General features: G+C 70.7%; 20 protein-coding genes. 4 read left to right on the forward strand and 16 right to left on the reverse strand.

All coding sequences use genetic code 11. The annotated features are described in order from the left end of the window. Positions 1 to 99 precede the first annotated feature (99 nt). Together ribA and G4D86_RS12345 are read left to right on the forward strand one after the other, a co-directional pair. Positions 100 to 774 carry a GTP cyclohydrolase II gene (gene ribA / locus G4D86_RS12340; RefSeq protein WP_163992973.1) on the forward strand — a complete coding sequence of 225 codons (675 nt, stop codon included), beginning with the start codon at positions 100 to 102 and terminating at the stop codon, positions 772 to 774. Positions 775 to 823: 49 nt separating this feature from the next. Next, on the forward strand, positions 824 to 1,657 hold the full coding sequence (locus G4D86_RS12345; RefSeq protein WP_163992975.1) for an MBL fold metallo-hydrolase: 834 nt from the start codon (positions 824 to 826) through the stop codon (positions 1,655 to 1,657). Here G4D86_RS12345 and lipB read toward each other — a convergent pair. From lipB to lipA, 4 genes are all read right to left on the reverse strand, one after another. After that, complete coding sequence (gene lipB / locus G4D86_RS12350; RefSeq protein ID WP_163992977.1) at positions 1,644 to 2,729, reverse strand: lipoyl(octanoyl) transferase LipB; 1,086 nt, start codon at positions 2,727 to 2,729, stop codon at positions 1,644 to 1,646. The genes G4D86_RS12345 and lipB overlap by 14 nt on opposite strands. Further along, positions 2,726 to 4,360 carry a ClpX C4-type zinc finger protein gene (locus G4D86_RS12355; RefSeq protein ID WP_163992979.1) on the reverse strand — a complete coding sequence of 545 codons (1,635 nt, stop codon included), beginning with the start codon at positions 4,358 to 4,360 and terminating at the stop codon, positions 2,726 to 2,728. The genes lipB and G4D86_RS12355 overlap by 4 nt, the downstream gene beginning before the upstream one ends. 329 nt (positions 4,361 to 4,689) lie before the next feature. Continuing rightward, the gene (locus G4D86_RS12360) at positions 4,690 to 5,949 is read right to left on the reverse strand and encodes a dihydrolipoamide acetyltransferase family protein (protein ID WP_163992981.1); all 1,260 of its coding nucleotides are present in this window, start codon (positions 5,947 to 5,949) and stop codon (positions 4,690 to 4,692) included. Between the two features lie 79 nt (positions 5,950 to 6,028). Next, on the reverse strand, positions 6,029 to 6,958 hold the full coding sequence (lipA, locus tag G4D86_RS12365) for a lipoyl synthase (protein ID WP_163992983.1): 930 nt from the start codon (positions 6,956 to 6,958) through the stop codon (positions 6,029 to 6,031). A 176-nt stretch (positions 6,959 to 7,134) separates the two neighbouring features. Between lipA and G4D86_RS12370 the strand changes: the two genes are divergently transcribed. Further along, positions 7,135 to 7,950, forward strand: coding sequence for a DUF72 domain-containing protein (locus G4D86_RS12370; RefSeq protein ID WP_163992985.1), 816 nt, complete (start codon positions 7,135 to 7,137; stop codon positions 7,948 to 7,950). 5 nt (positions 7,951 to 7,955) lie between these two features. Here G4D86_RS12370 and lpdA read toward each other — a convergent pair whose 3' ends face one another. After that, positions 7,956 to 9,353 (reverse strand): dihydrolipoyl dehydrogenase, encoded by a 1,398-nt coding sequence (gene lpdA / locus G4D86_RS12375; protein WP_163992988.1) that lies wholly within the window; start codon positions 9,351 to 9,353, stop codon positions 7,956 to 7,958. Between the two features lie 80 nt (positions 9,354 to 9,433). On the opposite strand from lpdA, the gene G4D86_RS12380 reads away from it, so the two are divergent. After that, positions 9,434 to 10,603: a serine/threonine-protein kinase gene (locus G4D86_RS12380; RefSeq protein ID WP_240360206.1), complete on the forward strand. Its 1,170-nt coding sequence runs from the start codon at positions 9,434 to 9,436 to the stop codon at positions 10,601 to 10,603. A 16-nt stretch (positions 10,604 to 10,619) separates the two neighbouring features. Here the strand turns inward: G4D86_RS12380 and G4D86_RS12385 are convergent, their stop codons facing one another. From G4D86_RS12385 to hisG, 11 genes are all read right to left on the reverse strand, one after another. Further along, on the reverse strand, positions 10,620 to 11,069 hold the full coding sequence (locus tag G4D86_RS12385) for a DofB protein (RefSeq protein WP_163992991.1): 450 nt from the start codon (positions 11,067 to 11,069) through the stop codon (positions 10,620 to 10,622). 284 nt (positions 11,070 to 11,353) lie between these two features. After that, positions 11,354 to 11,713, reverse strand: coding sequence for a histone H1 (locus tag G4D86_RS12390; RefSeq protein ID WP_163992994.1), 360 nt, complete (start codon positions 11,711 to 11,713; stop codon positions 11,354 to 11,356). Between the two features lie 86 nt (positions 11,714 to 11,799). Further along, positions 11,800 to 12,417 (reverse strand): bifunctional phosphoribosyl-AMP cyclohydrolase/phosphoribosyl-ATP diphosphatase HisIE, encoded by a 618-nt coding sequence (hisIE, locus tag G4D86_RS12395; protein WP_205519549.1) that lies wholly within the window; start codon positions 12,415 to 12,417, stop codon positions 11,800 to 11,802. After that, positions 12,414 to 13,196 (reverse strand): histidinol-phosphatase, encoded by a 783-nt coding sequence (hisN, locus tag G4D86_RS12400; protein WP_163992995.1) that lies wholly within the window; start codon positions 13,194 to 13,196, stop codon positions 12,414 to 12,416. Before hisN ends, hisIE begins: the two co-directional genes overlap by 4 nt. Then, a complete protein-coding gene (gene hisF, locus G4D86_RS12405; RefSeq protein ID WP_163992998.1) occupies positions 13,193 to 13,954 on the reverse strand; it encodes an imidazole glycerol phosphate synthase subunit HisF in 762 nt (253 codons plus the stop codon). Before hisF ends, hisN begins: the two co-directional genes overlap by 4 nt. Further along, positions 13,954 to 14,490 (reverse strand): imidazoleglycerol-phosphate dehydratase, encoded by a 537-nt coding sequence (locus G4D86_RS12410; RefSeq protein ID WP_163993000.1) that lies wholly within the window; start codon positions 14,488 to 14,490, stop codon positions 13,954 to 13,956. Before G4D86_RS12410 ends, hisF begins: the two co-directional genes overlap by 1 nt. Then, the gene (locus tag G4D86_RS12415) at positions 14,487 to 15,203 is read right to left on the reverse strand and encodes a 1-(5-phosphoribosyl)-5-[(5-phosphoribosylamino)methylideneamino]imidazole-4-carboxamide isomerase (RefSeq protein ID WP_163993002.1); all 717 of its coding nucleotides are present in this window, start codon (positions 15,201 to 15,203) and stop codon (positions 14,487 to 14,489) included. Before G4D86_RS12415 ends, G4D86_RS12410 begins: the two co-directional genes overlap by 4 nt. Next, entirely contained in the window at positions 15,200 to 15,793 is a 594-nt protein-coding gene (hisH, locus tag G4D86_RS12420) for an imidazole glycerol phosphate synthase subunit HisH (RefSeq protein WP_163993004.1), read from the reverse strand. The genes G4D86_RS12415 and hisH overlap by 4 nt, the downstream gene beginning before the upstream one ends. Further along, positions 15,790 to 16,830, reverse strand: coding sequence for a pyridoxal phosphate-dependent aminotransferase (locus tag G4D86_RS12425; RefSeq protein ID WP_163993007.1), 1,041 nt, complete (start codon positions 16,828 to 16,830; stop codon positions 15,790 to 15,792). The genes hisH and G4D86_RS12425 overlap by 4 nt, the downstream gene beginning before the upstream one ends. Beyond that, positions 16,827 to 18,137, reverse strand: a complete 1,311-nt coding sequence (hisD, locus tag G4D86_RS12430; RefSeq protein ID WP_205519551.1) for a histidinol dehydrogenase — start codon at positions 18,135 to 18,137, stop codon at positions 16,827 to 16,829. Before hisD ends, G4D86_RS12425 begins: the two co-directional genes overlap by 4 nt. Continuing rightward, positions 18,137 to 18,997 carry an ATP phosphoribosyltransferase gene (gene hisG, locus G4D86_RS12435; protein WP_163993011.1) on the reverse strand — a complete coding sequence of 287 codons (861 nt, stop codon included), beginning with the start codon at positions 18,995 to 18,997 and terminating at the stop codon, positions 18,137 to 18,139. The genes hisD and hisG overlap by 1 nt, the downstream gene beginning before the upstream one ends. Positions 18,998 to 19,073 lie beyond the last annotated feature (76 nt).

Genomic DNA, 19,073 nt, shown 5'->3' on the forward strand with positions numbered 1-19,073 from the left:
GCATCCAATAAGCCGACGGCGTGGAAAAGCTTTGAGGCTGCCTTGACTTGCGACCGTGGGGACTCCAAACAGGGGCCCTGCAACCGGAGACGACTCGACATGTCGGATACTCGCTCACCCCAGGTCCTTCCGACCCGAAAGCACACGCAGCACCTCGAGCGGTTTTCAGAGGCGGACGTACCCACCGAGCGCGGCACGCTGAGGACCATCGTCTTCCGCGACAAGCGCAACGGCCGCGAGCACGTGGCCCTCGTGGTGGGCGACGTGCAGGGCATGGAGGGGGTGCCCGTGCGCATCCACTCCGAGTGCCTGACGAGCGAGGTCTTCGGCAGCCTGAAGTGCGACTGCCGGCAGCAGCTGGACCGGGCGCTGGACTTCATCACCCAGGGGGGCCTGGGGGTCGTCCTGTACCTCCGCCAGGAGGGCCGGGGAATCGGCCTGGGGAACAAGATCAAGGCGTACGCCCTGCAGGCCAAGGGCCTGGATACCTACGAGGCCAACAGGCAGCTGGGCTTCGCGGATGATCTGCGCACGTACGACATCGCGGCGGAGATGCTGCGCAGCCTGGACGTCCGCTCGGTTGATCTGATCACCAACAACCCGCTCAAGATTGCCGGCATGGTCGAAGAGGGTGTCCCCGTCCGGCGTCGAATAGCTTCCCGGACCGAGCACAATCCGCATAACCTCGACTATTTGAGGACGAAGCGCGAGCGTACGGGGCACCTGATTGAGCTCTTCGCCGAGGACGACGACACGGAAGCCAAAGCCGGCTGAGAAGCCGCCCGCGCGGCGGCGCAATGCCGTTGCGCGCAAGCCGTCCCGCGTGCCCTTCGAGGTGCGCTTCTGGGGCGTGCGTGGCTCCATCCCCGCGCCCGGCCCGCAGACGAAGCGCTACGGCGGCAACACGCCGTGCGTGGAGGTCCGCTGCGGGGACGAGCTGCTCATCTTCGACCTGGGCTCGGGAGCGCGGGCGCTGGGGGACGAGCTGCTGGCCGGAGCGAAGCCGGTGCGCGGATCCATCTTCATCTCGCACTACCACTACGACCACCTGCAGGGGCTGCCCTTCTTCGGCCCCATCTTCATTCCGAGCAACGCCTTCACGCTGTATGGCTCGCCCCGCAACGGGCAGACGGTGAAGCAGATTCTCGGTGGGCAGATGGTGCAGCCCTACTTCCCGGTGACGGCGGAGGGCGTGTTCCGCGCGCAGCTGACCTATCGGGATTTGTCCCCGACGGAGACCCTGAAGGTCGGCCCGGCGAAGGTGAGCATGCTGGAGCTGAACCACCCGGGCGGCAACCTGGGCTATCGGGTGGACTGCGAGGGCCGCTCGGTGGTGTACGCCACCGACGTGGAGCACAGCAGCGCGATGGATCCGGGCCTGTTCGAGTTCGCGCGCGGGGCGGACCTGCTCATCTACGACTCGATGTACACGGATGACGAGTACCAGGGCCGCAACGGTCCGGCGCGCACGGGCTGGGGTCACTCCACGTGGCAGGCGGCGGTGCGCGCGGCGGATGCGGCCGGCGTGAAGACGCTGGTGCTCTTCCACCATGACCCGGGGCGCGACGACGCGGGCATGGACAAGCTGCTGCGCCAGGTGCGCAAGCACCGCCCCGAGGCGATTGCCGCCAAGGAGTCGATGGTCATCGCGCTGTAGTCGCCACGGCGCGCTTCACCGTCTCGCGCAGGCCCCGGAAGGGCAGCCGCTCCAGGGCGGTGGGGACGTCCACCCATTCGTAGGCATCGTGCTCGGGACCCAGGCGCACCTCGGCGTCCGGGGCGCAGTGGACGGCGAAGCCGTTCTCCTCCACGAGCCTGGGAGGAAGCGTCTCGCCCAGGGCGAAGGCGTGGCGGTAGTCCAGATCCACGGGTGTCAGGCGCAGCCCTGTCTCCTCTTCCAGTTCGCGGACCGCGGCCTGCGCGGGGGACTCGCCGGGCTCCAGGCGGCCGGTGAGCACCTGCCAGAAGCCGCCGCGCTCCGGCTTGCGGCGCACGAGCAGCACCCGGGCCTCCTCGCCGTGGCCGCGCACCACCGCGATGCTGACCGTCCGCATGGGCGGCGGCGCCTCCACGCGCTCGCTGTCGAAGACGGCGCAGAAGCTGTCGGCGATGGCGTCCTCCACCTCGGCCATGGGGACGGGCCGGCCCAATTCGCGCTGCATGGAGGTGACGCCGGCCTCGCGGATGCCGCAGGGGACGATGAGCTGGAAGTGCTCCAGGCGCGTATTCACGTTGAGCGCGAAGCCGTGCGTGGTGAGCCAGCGGGACAGGTGCACGCCGATGGCGGCGACCTTGCGCGCGTCGGGTGAGCCCTCCTCGCCAATCCAGACACCGGGCCACTTGGGGATGGGGCCCGCGGTGATGCCCCAGCGCGCGAGCACCTGCATGACGGAGCGCTCCACGTCGCGCACGTAGCGGCGCACGTCATGGCGCTCGGGCGGGAGCAGGAAGATGGGGTAGCCCACGAGCTGCCCGGGCCCGTGGTAGGTGACGTCGCCGCCGCGGTTGGTCTCGAAGACCTCCGCGCCCTCGGCGGCGAGGCGCTCGTCGCTGGCGACGATGTTCTCCCGCTTCGCGGCGCGACCCAGGGTGAGAACGGGCGGGTGCTCCAGCAACAGCAGCACGTCGCCGGAGAGCCCCTGGCGCCGGGACTCGCCGAAGAGGCGCATCAGATTCAGCCCGTCCTCGTACTCCACGCGACCGAGCCGGTAGACGGTGAGGGTGTTCACGGGCTCCCCTTCCGCCGGCCCTTGCGCGGAGCGGCCGGCTTCGCCGCGGTATCCAGGCCCCACGTCCCCGCAGGCACCCGGTTGAGGAGCGCGTGCAGCTCGTGACCTCCGCGCGGCGAGCGCACGGCCTCCGCGGCGAAGGCGCCGAGCACGTCCTCGGAGAGGGAGACCGCTGGCACGCGCAGGGCCAGGCGCTTCCGGGCGATTTCCATGAACTCGGCCTGCGTGGGCGCGTGCAGCGGCAGCAGGACCTGCACATGCTCCAGGAGGCTCACGGGGACGGTGGAGCCTCGCACGGCCTGAGCGAGCGCGGCCGTGGTGGGTACCGGCAGCGCGCCTGAGTCATTGCGGAGCACGGGGCCTCGCGCGTCCGGACAGAGGCCTCGCGCGCTCAGCACCACCGTGTGCCGTGGGTGGCGGGCGAGGAACGCGGTGAGAGTCGCGTGCGCCTCGGCGTCCATGCGGTCCACGTCCTCGATGAGGAGGGGCTGTGACGTGGGGGCCTGCTCCAGCGCGGAGAGGGAGGCGAGCACGCCGCGCTCCTGACGCTGGAGTTGCTGGAACCAGATGCTCTTGCCGCAGCCCTCGGGGCCGACGGCGAGCAGGCAGTGCGCGCCAGTCTGCAGCGCGCGCTCCAGCAGGGCCTGGGCCTCGGCCTGCCCCACCAGATCCATCAAGGCACCAGTCGGCTCCACGGGGCGCTGGCGCGCGGGGAGCGGCACGGGCGTGACGTCAGCGAGCAGGGACACGGATTCCGACAGGCAACCCGCGCAGATGAACGAGCCCGTTGGGCCGGCGACCAGGTCTCCGACCTCGGAACGGGGGCGGCAGCAGAAGGAGCACCACGCATCCAGCGCCGAGTCCGCGCGGGTCGGTCCCCGCTCGATGAGCCGCTTCTCGCGCCTGCGCCGGGGGGCGGCGTCCGCACTCCCCTCCTCCGAGGCCGGGGCCGCGTCGGGCGCCGTGGAGGCCTCGTCCCGAGCGCCGTGCCTCTCCACGACGTCAGCAGGCGCTGCCGCTCGCACGGACTCCGTCGGCGACACCCCTGCCCCACCCGTTCCCGCCAGCTCGACCTCCGCGGACAGCGCCGCTCGAACAGCCTCAGTCGGCAGGGTCCCCGCCCCAACAGCTCGCGCCACCTCGGCGGCGTCCACCGAAGCCGCCACCCGCGCGAGCTGTGCCTCCAACCGCTGCAGGTCCTCCGCGGGCTCGGTCTCGATGACCCACGCCTTGCCATCGCGAGGCGCATCCTCGTCGTCGCCCGCGCGCATGCCGGCCTCGCGCAGGGCGTCCTCGATGAGCCGCTGCCTCCGGACCAGCTCCGGCAGGGGCTCCTCGCCGAGAGAACGGTCCAGCTCCGCCGCCAGCCGCGAGTCCTCGTCATCCCCGGGCTGTGGGCGCGCGAGCAGCGTCTCCGGCATCCACTCCAGCCGGTTCACCGCTTCCGCGATGTCCACCCGGCTGCCGTCCAGCTTGCGTGCGTGACGGAGCAACTGCAGCGCGCGGGGCGCATTGCCGGCGCTCTGGTACAGCTCCGCAGCCCGCTTGAGGCAGTCCACGGCGCGTTCCATGTCCCCTTGCAGCTCGGCGGACTGCGCGGCACGGATGAGGTCGCGAGGATTGTCGGCCATACGCAGTGAGCCTAATCGTCTCCGGGTAGCGCCGCGCGGCCTCCCAGAATGGCCCGCGGCTCCGAGCGCTGCCCGGCCAGGTGCCAGGGCAGCCGGGCATACTCTCCTTCGAACATCGGCTCCGCCTGAACCGCCGGCAGCGACTCCGCCTCTCGAATCGCGGCGGCCACCGACCGCAGGAGCGGGTTGCCGAGACACGACGACCCGCTCACCGCTCGTCCACCACACGGATGCGCATCATCGCCCGGTAGAGCGCCACCAGCGCCTCCGGCGACGGCGCGCCCGCCGCGTCCGCTCTCGTGGAGAGCGGAGCGGTCGTGGCGCTTACCTCACGCCATGGCCAGGAACAGCAGGTCCGGCTTCTCCAGGTACTTGATGACCTCGTACACGAAGTCCGCAGCCACCGAGCCGTCGATGACGCGGTGGTCGCACGACAGCGACAGGTTCATCATGTCGCGCACGACGACCTGGCCGTCCTTCACCGCCGGGCGCTGCTTCAGCTTGTGCACGCCCATGATGCCCACCTCGGGGTGGTTGATGATGGGCGTGGCGAACAGGCCGCCGCTCTGGCCGAGCGACGTAATCGTGAAGGTGCCGCCGGTCAGCTCCTCCAGCTTCAGCTTCCGCTCGCGCGCGGCGACGCCCAGGCGGGCCGTCTCCTGCGCCAGCTCAGCCAGCGTCAGCCGGTCCGCGTCCTTCACCACCGCCACGGTGAGGCCGTCCGGCGTCGCCACCGCCATGCCGATGTTGTACTCGCCGCGCACCACCAGTTCCTGCGTGGTCTCGTCGAAGTTGGCGTTGAGGTGCGGGAACTTCTTCAGCGCGGCGATGGTCGCCTTGATGATGAACGGCAGGTAGTTGAGCTTGGTGTTGTCACCCGCCGCCGCCAGCTGCTTGTTGAGCCGCGCGCGCAGGGCCACCAGGTCCGTCGCGTCCACCTCCTCCACGAAGGCGAAGTGCGGCATCGTGAACTTCGAGCGCACCATCTTCTCGGCGATCTTCTTGCGCAGGCCGCGCAGGGGAACGCGCTCGTCCGCACGGCCGGCCGACACCGGCGGCGCGGCGGGACGCACCTGCTGAGCCGCGGGCGCCACCACGTTCTTCTCAGCGCCACCCTCCAGCGCCGCCTTCACGTCCGCCTTCGTCACGCGGCCCTGCGGCCCCGAGCCGGCGATGGTCGCCAGATCCAGGCCGTGCTCGCGCGCCATGCGCCGGGTGACGGGCGTGGCCAGCACCTTCGTCGTGGGAGCCGGAGCCGCCGCGGTGGCCGCGGCAACAGGCGCCGCCGTGGCAGCCGCCGGAGCCGGAGCCGCCGCGCCATGACCCGCCGCCTGCGCCGGAGCCGCGCCTTCAATCTCCAGGGTGACGAGGAGCTGGTGCACCTTCGCCATGTCCCCTTCCTTGCCGTGCGTCTTCACGACGCGGCCCGCCTTGGGGGTGGGGACGGTGACGGTGGCCTTGTCCGTCATGACCTCGGCGAGCACCTGGTCTTCCTTGACGGGGTCGCCTTCCTTCACGTGCCACTTCACCAGCTCGCCTTCCATCACGCCTTCACCGAGGTCGGGGAGCTTGAATTCGAAGATCGCCATGGGGTCGTCTTTCCGAGAGGAACAGGGTGTGCGTCAAGCCACGAATCGAAAGGTCTCGCCCATGGTGGCCAGGCCCGGCTCAGCCGAGGCGCTCGAGGCGCTCGCGCTCCATCAGGCCCTTCATGAAGAACTCGGCCGCGCGGTAGCTGCTGCGCACGAGCGGACCCGAGGCCACGTAGAGGAAGCCGTACGACTCGGCCAGCGACTTGTACGCCTCGAACTGCGCGGGCGTGACGAAGCGCTCCACGCGCAGGTGGTACTGCGACGGCTGGAGGTACTGGCCCAGCGTCAGCACGTCCACGCCCACGTTGCGCAAGTCCTTGAAGGTCTGCTCCAGCTCCGCGTCCGTCTCGCCCAGGCCCACCATGACGGACGTCTTGGTGTAGAGGCCCTCGGGGCGGTTCTTCAGGTACTCGAGCACCTTCAGCGACTGGCGGTAGGTGGCGCGGCGGTCTCGCACGGTGGGGGTGAGGCGCTCCACCGTCTCCACGTTGTGGGCGACGACGTGCGGCTTCGCCTCGGCCACCGTGGTCAGGTCCTTCTCCACGCCCTTGAAGTCGGGGATGAGCACCTCGACGATGGTCTTCGGGCTCTCCTTGCGCAGCTCGCGGATGGCGGACGCGAAGTGGCTGGCGCCGCCGTCCGGCCGGTCGTCACGATTCACCGAGGTGACGACGATGTACTCGAGGTTCATCTCCTTCACCGCCTGGGCCAGATGGATGGGCTCCATCGGGTCCAGCGGCGGGGGCGCGCCCACCTTCACGTGGCAGAAGCGGCAGGCGCGCGTGCAGACCTCGCCCATCAGCATGACGGTGGCCGTGCCGCCGCCCCAGCACTCGGCGATGTTCGGGCAGCGGGCCTCCTCGCACACGGTGGCCAGCTTCGTCCGCTTCACAATCGCTTTGACCCGCTCGTAGCCCTCGCCGTGCGGCAGACGGACCTTGAGCCACTCCGGCTTGCGGGTGGTCTCAGTCACCTGGGGGAGAGGAAACCGGTCGGGAGTCGCCATGGATCGCGCGCCTTCTATGGGTTGGACGAAAGACGTTCAAGCGGGAAGCCTCTAACGCGAGGCGTCAGCCCCCGCCAGCAGCTTCCCTGTTGTCGTCTCCCTACTAATGCCCTGACGCCGGGCAGGCAGCCCGAGCGGGAGCAGCATCGCCACGCCCGGATGCCCAGGCTGTGGGCATGGCCGTCGTCCACCTGGGCACCAGCGGGTACGTCTACAAGCACTGGAAGGGACTGCTCTACCCCGCCGGGCTGCCGGCCAGCCGGTGGCTCCCCCGCTACGCCCAGGTCTTCACCACGGTGGAGCTCAACGCGACCTTCTACCGCCTGCCCACCGCGCAGGCCGTGGATGGCTGGCGCGACGCGGTGCCCCCGGGCTTCCGCTTCGCGTGCAAGGGCAGCCGCTTCCTCACGCACATGAAGCGCCTGGCCGACGTGGGCGAGGGCCTGGAGCGCTACTACACGCCGGTGCTCCGCCTGGGCCGCAAGCTGGGCCCCGTCCTCTGGCAATTGCCGCCGCACATGACGAAGCCGGATCCGGAGCGGCTGGCGCGCTTCCTCGCCGCGCAGCCCGCGGGTGTGCAGCAGGTGGTCGAGTTCCGCCACCCCGCCTGGTACCACCCGGAGGTGCTGGACGTGCTCCGCCGCCACCGCGCCGCGCTGTGCGAGCACGACCTCGTCCAGGCTCCCGAGCCCGCCCCGAAGCCCACCGCGGCGTTCCGCTACCTCCGCTTCCACGGCGCGGGCAGCCGCTACGCCGGGCGCTACGGGCGCGCGGCCCTGCGGCCCGTGGCGAAGGACTTGAAGGCGTGGCGGGCACGCGGCCACACCGCGTGGGTCTACTTCAACAACGACCTCCACGGGCACGCGCTGCTGGACGCGTTCGACCTGGCTGAGTTGCTGGAGGTGCCGGTGCACGTACCTCCAGAAATGGACAGGCCGCCCGCGGGCGTGGAGCCCGGGACGGCCTGGGTGACTCACGGGCGTGAGCCCTGAAGCGACTAGAAGTGGCGCGGGTGGCCCAGCGTGGCCTCGGCGCCCTCGTGCATGATCTCCGAGAGCGTGGGGTGCGCGTGGATGGTGTTCGCCAGCTCCTCGGTGGTGATCTCCAGCTTCAGCGCGACGCACGCCTCGGCCAGCAGCTCGGTGGCGTGCGGGCCGATGAGGTGCACGCCGAGCACCTCGTCGTACTTCTTGTCGGAGATGACCTTGATCATGCCGATCGACTCGTTGGAGATGGCCGACTTGGTCACCGCGCCGAAGGGGGCGATGGTGAACTTCACGTCGTAGCCGCGCTCCTTGGCCTTCTTCTCCGTCAGGCCCACCGAGGCGACCTCGGGGTAGCAGTACGTGGCGGACGGGGTGAGGTCGTAGTTGATGGGCTGCGGGTTCTTGCCCGCGATGTGCTCCACCGCCACCACGCACTCGGCGCTGGCCATGTGCGCGAGCATCGGCGTGGGGATGACGTCACCCACCGCGTACACGTTGGGCTCCGTGGTGCGCATCATCGTGTCGACCTTGATGAAGCCGCGCTCGGGCTTGATGCTCGTCAGGTTCAGGCCCACGTCCTCGGTGACGGGCGCGCGGCCCACCGCGGACAGGAGGATTTCGGCCTCGAGCGTCTTCGTCTCGTTGCCGACCTTCATGGTGACGCGCACGCCGTCCGCGGTGTGCTCCACCTTCTCCACCGCCGAGCCGGTGTGCACGTCGATGCCGCGGCGCTTGAAGAGCTTCTCCAGCTCCTTGGAGATGTCCGCGTCCTCAATCGGCAGCAGCGCGGGCATGTACTCGACAATCGAGGTCTTGCTGCCCACGTGGTTGAACACGGAGGCGAACTCGCAGCCCACCGCGCCGGCGCCCAGGACGATGATGCTCTTGGGGATGTGGTCGATGTCGAGGATGGAGTCGCTGTTCATCACCCGCTTGTGGTCCACGGGGACGTTGGGCAGGGACTTGGGCACCGAGCCGGTGGCGATGATGATGTTCTTCGCCTCCAGCACCTGCTTGGAGCCGTCCTCGGCGGTGACCTCCACCTTGCCCTTGCCGGCAATGCGGCCATGGCCCTTGACCACGGTCACCTTGTTCTTCTTCATCAAGAAGTCGATGCCACCCGCGCCCTTGGTGACGACCTTGTTCTTGTGCTTCATCGCGTTCGCCCAGTTGATGGTCGGGCTGGAAACGTCGATGCCGAAGTCGGCCGCCTCCTTGACGTGATGGAACAGCTCCGCGGTCCACAGGAGGGACTTGGTGGGGATGCAGCCACGATGGAGGCAGGTGCCGCCCAGCCGCTTGTCCCTCTCGATGATGGCCGTCTTCAGCCCGAGCTGACCCGCTCGGATGGCACCCACGTAGCCACCAGGGCCCGAACCGATGATCACCACGTCGAACGTCTCAGCCACGCACGCCTCCGTAACTATTGCGGATGGAACCCGGGGGGGCTGATAACCCCCGGTCCCGGTTGGAATCAAGGAGTTTGCTCGTGCGCCGTTTCCCCGTCCGAACGCTTCTGCTGATGCTGCTGGCGCTGGCCGCTTTTGGCCGCCTCTACTGGGTGACGCACCGAGATGCGTCGTCCGGTGGCCAACCGGACGGGCTCGCCCGGCGTGACGCGGCCGGCAAAGCACCTCCCGCCGCCTCTCCCACTCCGGGCCTCCCGGTGGCTTCTCCCGAGTGCCGCACCCTGGAGCGCGCCCTCGACGGCGCCCTGCGAGCCCCCCAGGACGCCCGGGCCCATGCCGAGGCCCGCCAGAAGCTGGACGCCTGCCCCGCGCTCCCGGAGCGGGCCTGCGAGCTCGGCGGCGCGCTGGCCGTGCGAGCGCCCCTCGCCGCCGGTGAGTCGGCACCCCTGCGGGGGCTGCTCGCCACACTGTGTGAGCGCTGCCCGCCCGCAGCCAATGTCTGTGCCCAGAGCGTGGGCCAGGCGCTCCTGGAGGGGGCCGTGGGTCGGGTACCTGACGCCGCGGCGCTGGCGGAATCGCGGTGGAACCTGGCTCACGCCGGGCAGGAGGGCACGAAGGCGGCCTGTGACTCACTCGTCCGGCTGGGGCTCGCGCCGGCCGCCCAGTCCGACACCCCGGTCAGCGACGCGGTGCGGACGCTCGTGACGGAGCTGGCGCCCACGTGCGCGGAGGCCGGACTGCTGCCGGACGCGGTGCTGCGGGCCGCCGCCGCGCAGCAGGGGCTCCAGGCGGCGCCGAAGCTGGTGGCGCTCGTCACCGCCCGATCTATTGAGACAAAGGCCGTGCGACCGGACCAGGTGACGGGCGCGAAGCCTGAGCGGCAGGCATTCGACAAGGACGTGAATACCGGCGTCGTCGTGAGCAATGCCGCGCCCGGCAAGCGGTGGGCCGCGGACGGAGCCCTGCGCGCGGGTTATGCCCCCGAGCTGAAGCACCTCGCGTCCCTGCGGATCCGCGCCACCGGGCCGGGCTCGCTGCGGGCCATTGTCCGGACCCCCTCAGGGGTGGGGCTGAAGGATCCGGAGGGAGGCTTCTTCTTCGTCAACCCCACCGTGTGCCACTTCCGTGGCACGGGTCAGTGGGAGGATTGCAAGCCCACGGTGCCGCTGCTCGACGTGGACGCGGTGAGCGTCTTCCCGGAGCGCGCGGGCGTGGAGGTGAAGGAGCTGGAGGTCATCGGCGCCCGGTGAGCGCCGGAGGGCCTCTTCAGCCCAGGAGGCCCTTCTCCTTCGCCATGCCGAAGATGGGCGACGCGTCCTTCTTCAGCACCGCGCTGACGTCCTTGATGATGGAGTCACCGGACTTGGCCACCGACAGGAAGTTGTCGAAGGTGCGCGTGAGGATCAGCACGCCGGAGATGATGACGCGCTGGAGGTTGTGCTGCAGGTCCGTGCCCTCGTAGATGAGCCACGCCTGCTCCACGCAGGTGCGGCGGGCGTCGAGCAGGAACTGGTTGAGCACCGCGCGCTCCTGCGCGTCCGGCACCTTCGACTTGGGGCTCACCGAGCCGACGTAGATGAGGTTCGCGCCCAGCCGTTTGGCCGCGTCCTGCATCTGCGCCAGGATCGTCGTGACGTCCTCCTTCGTCGGAGGATTCGGCCAGCGGGTGAAGATGACGCGGTCGATGATTTCAGCCTTGTAGGTGGGGCCGTTCACGATGCCTCCGGTGAGGCGGACGGTTTGCAAGCGCCCGCCCGGCGATCTCCACTCCGCCGTGCGCCCGAATGTGTAGCAGGAACACTCCTCTCGTTGAAGAGAGTGAGCACCTACCCTGATCCACATTGCGTGGCAGCCATGCTGTCGCGCTGCAGTCCTGACGGACAAAACCGTCCGGGTCGAGGGTGACACTGCCCCTGCGCACCCTCAATGTCTCAGGAAGGCTCGGAAGTCCCGACCGGAAATGCGGGAACGGCGGCGCCCGCTGGGGGCGCCTGATCCACTCAGGGCTGACCACCCGTCGGCGGCGGCTCCACCGGCATCCCCGCGTCAGTGGGCGCGGGAGCCGTGGGCGCCGGCATGCGGGCTCCGCGCCCGCTCTTCTTCGCCGCGGCGCGGCGCGGGCGCTTGCTGGCGGTGCGCGCGGAGGTGCCCGTGCTCTTCGCGCCCCCCTGCTTGCGCGCGCCCGTCTTCTTCGCGGCCGGCGCCTTCTTCGCGGCCGGCACCTTCTTCGCCGACGCCTTCTTCGCGGCGCGCTTCACCTGGGGCGTCTTGCGACGCGCGGACTTCGCCGCCTTCTTCGCCGTGGGCTTCGCCTGTTTCTTCGCCGAGGACCTCACCTGCTTCTTCGCCTTCGCGGCCATGCGTGACTTCCTCCTTGCGTGTGCAGGTATGCACGCTCGGTGAAGATGGCCACTGTCCTCGCGACGGAGGCGACTCGCGCGCTGCTTCAGCGCGCGGCGCGGCGGGCGAGGACGGCCTTCACCTCTTCCAGCGTGAGGCCCAGCGGCTTCACCGCGACGAGCACGTGGTAGAACACGTCCGCCGCCTCCTCCACCGCGCGCTCCTTGTCGCCATCCGCGCACGCCGTCACCAGCTCCGCGGCCTCCTCGCCAATCTTCTTCAGGCGCAGGTTCCGGTCGTCCAGCAGCCGGCGCGTGTAGCTCGGCTTCTCGCCCTCGGGGGACGCCTGGGTGGCGCGCCGGGCGATGGTGGCGTCCAGCGCTGCGAGCGCGTCCCACCGTCCAGGGCCGAAGCAGGTCTCCTCGCCCGTGTGGCAGGCGGGGCCGGCCTTCTCTACCCGGGCCAGCACCGCGTCCCCGTCGCAGTCCGCGCTGAGCGACACCACGCGCTGCACGTTCCCGCTGGTGCCGCCCTTGTGCCACAGGCCCCGCGTGCGCGAGCGGTAGTGCATCTCGCGGGTGGCCAGCGTGCGTTCGAGCGCCTCGCGGTCCGCGTGCGCCACCATCAGCACGTCGCCGGTGCTCGCGTCCTGCGCCACCACCGTCACCAGGCCCCCGCCCTTGGCGAAGTCGAGCCGGTCCAGGTCCAACGTCACCGCCGTCATCGCACCACCTCCGTCGCGCCCAGCCGCTCGCGCACCACGCGCGCCAGGGCGCCATTGGTCGCGATGCAGTTGCCGCCGAAGGAGGTCTGCCGGCCCGTCCAGTCGGTGAAGACGCCGCCCGCCTCCTCGATGATGGGCTGCAGCGCCGCCGCGTCCCAGGACGACAGCACCTCGTCCACCATCACCTCCGCCCTGCCCGTGGCCACGAGCAGGTAGCCGTAGCAGTCACCCCAGGTGCGGTCCATGGCCGCCTCCTTCGCCAGGGCGCGCCAGGCCTCGCCCCGCTCCAGGTGCACGAGGAAGCGCTCGTCGGTGGACAGCACCACCGCCTTCGACAGCTCCGCCTGCGTGGAGACGCGCGTCGGCTTGTCATTCCAGAAACAACCCTGCCCCGGAGCGGCCACGAGCATTTCGCCCACCGCGGGGAAGTACGCGGCGCCCGCGAGGATGCGCTCGTTCTTGGCTACCGCCACCAGCGTGCCCCACAGCGGCACGCCGCGGATGAACGTCTTCGTGCCGTCGATGGGGTCCAGAATCCAACGGCGCTCCGCGCCCGGCCGCGTCTCTCCGAACTCCTCGCCGAGGATGCCGTCCTCCGGGAAGCGGGCCGAAATCCAGTCGCGGGCCGCCTGCTCGGCCGTCCGGTCCGCCACCGTCACCGGCGTGCCGTCCGACTTGGTGTCCACCGCGATGCCGCCGCGGAAGAAGCCGAGCGCCACGTCCCCGGCCAGCCGCGCCACGTCCGCCGCCGCCTGCATCAGTGCCTGTCTGTCGTTCATGTCCCGCTCCGGATGTGCAGGCCGCCCTCGCGGAGCAGCGACTTGATGGCGCCCACCGTGGTGACGCCGTCGTGGAGGATGCCGGCCACCAGCGCCGCGTCCGCGCCGCCCTGCTTCAGCGCGTCCCGCACGTGCGCCGCGTTGCCCGCCCCGCCCGACGCGATGACGGGCACGTCCACCGCGTCCGCCACCGCGCGCGTCAACTCCAGGTCATAGCCGGTGCGCGCCCCGTCCCGGTCGATGCTGGTGAGCAGCACCTCCCCTGCCCCGCGCGACACGCACTCGCGGGCCCACGCCACCGCATCCAGGTCCGTGGGCTTCCGGCCGCCATGGGTGTAGACGCGCCAGCGCCCGTCTTCCCTCTTGGCGTCGATGCTGGCCACGACGCACTGCGCGCCGAAGCGCTCCGCGCACGCCGTCAGCACCGCGGGGTTGGCCACCGCCGCCGAGTTGATGCTCACCTTGTCCGCGCCCGCGCGCAGGGCCCGGCCCACGTCGTCAGCCGTGCGCACGCCGCCGCCGACGGTGAGCGGAATGAACAGTCGTTCCGCGGTGCGCTGCACCAATTCCCAGAGGGTGCCGCGCTCCTCGGCGCTCGCGGAGATGTCCAGGAAGGTCACCTCGTCCGCACCCTCCTGCTCGTAGCGCTTCGCCAGTTCCACCGGGTCGCCCACGTCGCGCAGGCCCTCGAACTGGACGCCCTTCACCACGCGCCCGCCCTTCACGTCCAGGCAGACGATGAGTCGCCGGGTGAGCATCACTTCACCTCCAGGGCCACGGAGCCCTTCATGCTGAACACCGTGCCCGAGTCCACCATGGCGTCACGCAGCGCCAGCCCCAGCGCCTTGAAGGCGGCCTCCGTCGCGTGGTGGCTGTCCTTGCCGCGCAGGATGCGCAGGTGCAGCGTCACCTTCGCGTGCTCGCTGAACGAGCGCATCCAGTGCTCGTAGAGCCGGTTCTTCAGCGGGCCCTGGTAGTAGAAGCGTCCGCCCGCATCCAGGCACGCCTGCACCAGCGCGTCGTCCATGGGAATGGTCCGCTCCGCGAAGCGCGCCGCGGTGGCGGGAATCACCTTCTGCACCGCCGTGCCCAGCGTAATCGCCACGTCCTCCATGACGTGGTGGGTGAGGTCGCCCCGCGCGTGCAGCTTCAAGTCCAACCCCGCGTAGCGCGCGAAGGTGGACAGCATGTGGTCGAAGAACTTCAGGCCCGTGTCCACCTGGGTGACGCCCTTGCCGAGCGCCAACTCCACCTGGACCTTCGTCTCCTTCGTCTCCCGAATGACGGTGGTCATCCCGCGAACTCCTGCGCGACCGCGCGCGCGTCCAGCCTGCCCGTGTACAGCGCCATGCCGATGACCGCCCCGTACGCCCCCGCCTCCGCCAGCGCCCTCAAGTCCTCCAGCGTCGTCACTCCGCCCGAGGCGTAGAGCCGGTGGCGGCTGGTGCGCGCCACCTCCTGCATCAGCGGCAGGTCCACGCCCGACAGCTGCCCTTCCTTGTGCACCGCCGTCACCAGCAGCCCGGCCAGCGGCAGCGGCTCCAGCGCGGCGAGCACGTCGCGGATGTCCCGCGCGCTGCCCGCCGTCCAGCCGCGCGTCACCACCTCGCGGCCCTTCACGTCCGCGGCCACCACCACCCGGCCCGGGTAGCGGCCGGCCACTTCCGACAACCACGCGGTATCTTCAATCGCCCGAGTGCCCACCACGACGGCCGACGCGCCTCCTTCGAGCACGGCCTCCGCCCGGTCCGAGTCGCGCACGCCACCGCCCACCGTGAAGGTGAGGCCGCGCTCGTACGACGTCAGCCGGAAGATGGCGTCCGCGTTGGAGCCCTTGCCCAGCGCCGCGTCCAGGTCCACCACGTGGAAGGTGCGGAAGCCGTGGTCGCGCCACTGCCTCAGTGCGTCCAACGGGTCGTTCACGCGCACCTTCTCCGCGTCGTACGAGCCGCCCACCAACTGCACGCACGCGCCCTCGCGCAGGTCGATGGCTGGAATGGCAATCACGGCGCCACCTCCTTCAGGAAGGCCTGCACGAAACGCACGCCGGACATGGAGGACTTCTCCGGGTGGAACTGCACGCCCACCACCTTCCCCCTGCGCACCGCCGCGGGGAAGCGGTCCTCCTCGTGCGTCGTCCACCCGGTGACGACGGACGGGTCCGTCGCGCGGCAGACGAAGCTGTGCGCGTAGTACACGGTGTCCAGCTTCGCGCCGGCCAGCGTGCGGTCCTCCTCCACCGTGTTCCAGCCAATCTCCGGCACGCGCCGCGAGGCCAGCCGCGTCACCTTCCCGGTGAAGTAGCCCAGGCCGGCACCCGCGCCCTCCTCGCTGCTGTCGAAGAGCAACTGCATGCCCAGGCAGATGCCCAGGCACGGCAGGCCGCGCTCCAGCGCGTCGCGCATGGCCTGACGTCCCGGCTCCAGCCGCGCCGCCGATGCGCCGAAGGCTCCCACGCCCGGCAGCACCAGCACGTCCGTGTCCAGCGCGCGCACCGGGTCCTCCTGCACGCGCACCTCCGTGCCCTCCACCGTGGCCAGTGCCTTGGCCAGCGAGTGCAGGTTGCCCGCTCCGTAGTCGAACAGGGTGACTCTCATCGCAGTGACTCCCGCAGCGCCGTCAGCGCCGTCTCCAAGAGGGGCCACGGTCCACTGCCAATCCGGAGCGCGTCCCCCACCCCGGTCAGCCCCTGGAAGGCCCGCACATTCACGTCCCGCTCCCGCATCCGCTCCGCCACCCTGGCCGCGCCCGGCAGCGGAACCATCAGGAAGTTGGCCTCCGACGGCAGCGGTCGCAGGCCCAACTGCACCAGCTCGCCGCGCAGCCGCTCGCGGTTGGCCACCGCCTCTTGTGCCCGCGCCGTCACCCACTCGCGGTCCTCGGTGAGCACGGCGGTGGCCATGGCCTCCGACAGCGCGGTGAGCATGTACGGGCCCCGGGCCTTCTCCACCTCGGCCACCAGCGCAGGAGCGCCCACGGCCCAACCCACTCGCATGCCCGCCAGGCCGTACGCCTTGGAGAAGGTGCGCGTCACCAGCACGTTGGGCCGCGTGCGCGCCAGGTCCAGGAAGCCCGGCCCCGACGCGAACTCCACGTAGGCCTCGTCGATGATGACGAGGCCGGGCGCCCGCTCCACCACCTTCTCCACCGCCGCGCGCGACAGCGCCGTGCCGGTGGGGTTGTTGGGCGAGCACAGGTAGATGACCTTCGCGCCCGTCGCCACGAGCGCGTCCGCGTCCACGTCGAAGTCCGCGCGCAGCGGCACCGGCGCGGCCCTCACCCCGTTCATCTTCGAGTACAGCGGCACCATGACGAAGGTGGGGTCCTGGAAGGCGAGCACGTCGCCCGGCTCCAGGAACGCGCGGATGGCGCTGTCGATGATGCCGTCCGAGCCGCAGCCCGTCGTCACCGCTTCCGGCGTCACCCCCGCATACGACGCCACCGCGCGGCGCAGGTCCGGCGAGTAGCCCGCGGGGTAGCCCGACACGGCACGGAGCGACGCCTCGCGCAGCACGCGCTCCGCCGAGGGCGGCGTGCCGAAGAGGTTGGTGTTGTCACTCAGGTCCACGCGGCACGGCTTCTTCGCCGGTGCGTAGAGGGGAATGTCCCGGTACGAGGCTCGCGTGGGAATCACGGACGCCTCCAGGCCCGCGCCGCGTCGGCATGGGCGAAGAGGCCCTCGCTGTCCGCGAGCACGCCCACGTCCTCGGCCAGGGCCGCCGCCGCCGGGGCCTCCACGCGCTGCCACGTGGTCCACCGGTAGAAGTCCAGCAGGTTCAGCCCCGAGTACGCCCGCGCCAGCCCCGCCGTGGGCAGCACGTGGTTGGAGCCCGTCATGTAGTCGCCGTAGGCCACCGAGGAGCGCTCACCCAGGAACACGGTGCCCGCGTTACGCACGCGCGACAGGTCCTCCTGCGGCGACGCGGTGGCGAGCAGCAGGTGCTCCGGCGCGAAGTCCGCCGCGAAAGGCCAGGCCTCCTCCAGCGACGCCACGCTCAGCACCGCGCCCCGCGAGCCCAGCGCCGAGGTGACGATTTCCCAGCGCCTCGCCCCCTGCGCCAGCCGCTCCACCGCCCGGGCGATGGCATCCGCGTGGACCTCGCCCACCGCCAGCGTCACGCACGCGGCCTCCGGGTCGTGCTCGGCCTGGGCCAGCATCTCCCGCGCCACCGCGTCCGGGCTCGACGTGCCGTCCGCAATCACCAGGATTTCGCTGGGACCGGCCGGCGCTTCAATCGCCACCGCGCCCACCACCTGGAGCTTCGCCTCGGCCACGTAGGCGTTGCCCGGCCCGACGATGCGGTCCACGCGGGGCACGCTCTCCGTCCCGTATGCCAGGGCCGCCACCGCGCCCGCGCCGCCCAGCGCGAAGACGCGGTCCGCGCCCGCCAGCGCCGCCGCGGCCAGCACGCTGACGTGGGGCAGCCCGTCCGGCCCCGGCGGCGAGCAGACGATGACCTCGCCCACGCCCGCCACCTTCGCCGGCACCACGCCCATCAGCACGCTGCTGGGGTACACCGCGCGGCCCCCCGGCGCGTAGACGCCCACGCGTCCCAGCGGGTCCGGCCTCCGCCCCACCCACACACCGGGCTCCGTCTCGATTTCGACGGCGCGCGGCTTCTGCGCCTCGTGCGCCCGGGCAATGTTGCGCGCCGCGCGGGCCAGCGCCTCGCGCACGGAGGAGTCCAGCGAGGCCAGTGCCTTCTCGCAGCGCTCGCGCGGCACCTCCAGCGCCTTCAACTCCACGCGGTCGAACTGGCGCGCCAATTCGAAGAGGGCCCGGTCTCCGTCGTCGCGCACGCGGGCGATGAGCTCACTCACGCGCGAGGCCACGCGCGCGTCGGAGCCGCCTGCCCTGTTCAGCAGCCGGCGGCGGTCCTCCGCGGACAGGGCGGACAGGGGACCGCGATACCTGAGGATGGAAGAAGTGAGGGTATCCATCACGCCATCAACCTCTCGATGCGGGTGACGAGGATGCCCTCGCAGCCCAGGGCCTTGAGCGCATTGACGGTGCGGTAGATGGTCTTCGAAGGCACCACCGCGTGCACCGCCACGAAGTTGCCGCCGTTCAACACGTCCACCACCGTGGGGCCGTTGAGGCCTGGCAGCACCTCGCGCACCTGCTGGAGCGCCGTCTTCGGCACGTTCGCCATGAGGTAGCGCTTGCCCCGCGCCGCGAGCACCGAGCCCAGCGCCAGCTTCAATTCCTCCAGCTTGCGCTGCGCCTCCGGGACGTTGGACTTGCAGGCCACCAGTCGCGCGCTGGACTCCAGCACCGTGGCCACCTCGCGCAGCCCGTTCATCTTCAGCGTGGAGCCGGTGGACGTCAGGTCCACCACGATGTCCGCGATGCCCAGGTGGGGGGCAATCTCCGCCGCGCCCGACACCGGAACCACCGTCACCTTCTGCCCGCGCTTCTCGAAGTAGGCCTGCGTCAGCTTGGGGAAGCAGGACGCCACCCGGCTCCCGTTCTTCACCTCGTCCGCGTTGGTGAGCCCGCTCTCCTCGCGGGCGGCCACCACCAGGCGGCACTTCCCGAACTCCAGGTCCATCAAGAGCTCGAGCTCACGCCCGGCCTCGTTCACCAGGTCCCAGCCGGTGACACCCGCGTGCGCCGCGCCGTCGGCGACGAACTCCGGGATGTCCTGGGCGCGAACGAAGATGGCTTCGAACTCTCCGCCCAGTGACGCGGTGAGGGCGCGCTCACCGCGGGCCTTCACTTCCAGGCCCGCGTCGTTGAACAGCTCACGCACCTCTTCGGAGAGACGACCTTTGTTGGGAAGGGCAATCTTCAGCAGCATGGGTGGGCCTTCGGGGACTGCGGGGGGAAGAAAGGGTGCGCGGAAACGAAAAAAGGCCCGTCCTGGGGGGGACGGG

It is taken from the genome of Pyxidicoccus caerfyrddinensis (genome assembly GCF_010894405.1).
Lineage (GTDB): Bacteria > Myxococcota > Myxococcia > Myxococcales > Myxococcaceae > Myxococcus > Myxococcus caerfyrddinensis.

Bases quoted from the DNA above. Each gene is read 5' to 3' on its own strand.
- ribA (WP_163992973.1), top strand. From the start codon at position 100: ATGTCGGATACTCGCTCACCCCAGGTCCTTCCGACCCGAAAGCACACG.
- G4D86_RS12355 (WP_163992979.1), bottom strand. From the start codon at position 4,360: ATGGCCGACAATCCTCGCGACCTCATCCGTGCCGCGCAGTCCGCCGAG.
- G4D86_RS12360 (WP_163992981.1), bottom strand. From the start codon at position 5,949: ATGGCGATCTTCGAATTCAAGCTCCCCGACCTCGGTGAAGGCGTGATG.
- lipA (WP_163992983.1), bottom strand. From the start codon at position 6,958: ATGGCGACTCCCGACCGGTTTCCTCTCCCCCAGGTGACTGAGACCACC.
- G4D86_RS12370 (WP_163992985.1), top strand. From the start codon at position 7,135: ATGGCCGTCGTCCACCTGGGCACCAGCGGGTACGTCTACAAGCACTGG.
- G4D86_RS12390 (WP_163992994.1), bottom strand. From the start codon at position 11,713: ATGGCCGCGAAGGCGAAGAAGCAGGTGAGGTCCTCGGCGAAGAAACAG.
- hisIE (WP_205519549.1), bottom strand. From the start codon at position 12,417: ATGACGGCGGTGACGTTGGACCTGGACCGGCTCGACTTCGCCAAGGGC.
- hisN (WP_163992995.1), bottom strand. From the start codon at position 13,196: ATGAACGACAGACAGGCACTGATGCAGGCGGCGGCGGACGTGGCGCGG.
- hisF (WP_163992998.1), bottom strand. From the start codon at position 13,954: ATGCTCACCCGGCGACTCATCGTCTGCCTGGACGTGAAGGGCGGGCGC.
- G4D86_RS12410 (WP_163993000.1), bottom strand. From the start codon at position 14,490: ATGACCACCGTCATTCGGGAGACGAAGGAGACGAAGGTCCAGGTGGAG.
- hisH (WP_163993004.1), bottom strand. From the start codon at position 15,793: ATGAGAGTCACCCTGTTCGACTACGGAGCGGGCAACCTGCACTCGCTG.
- hisD (WP_205519551.1), bottom strand. From the start codon at position 18,137: ATGGATACCCTCACTTCTTCCATCCTCAGGTATCGCGGTCCCCTGTCC.
- hisG (WP_163993011.1), bottom strand. From the start codon at position 18,997: ATGCTGCTGAAGATTGCCCTTCCCAACAAAGGTCGTCTCTCCGAAGAG.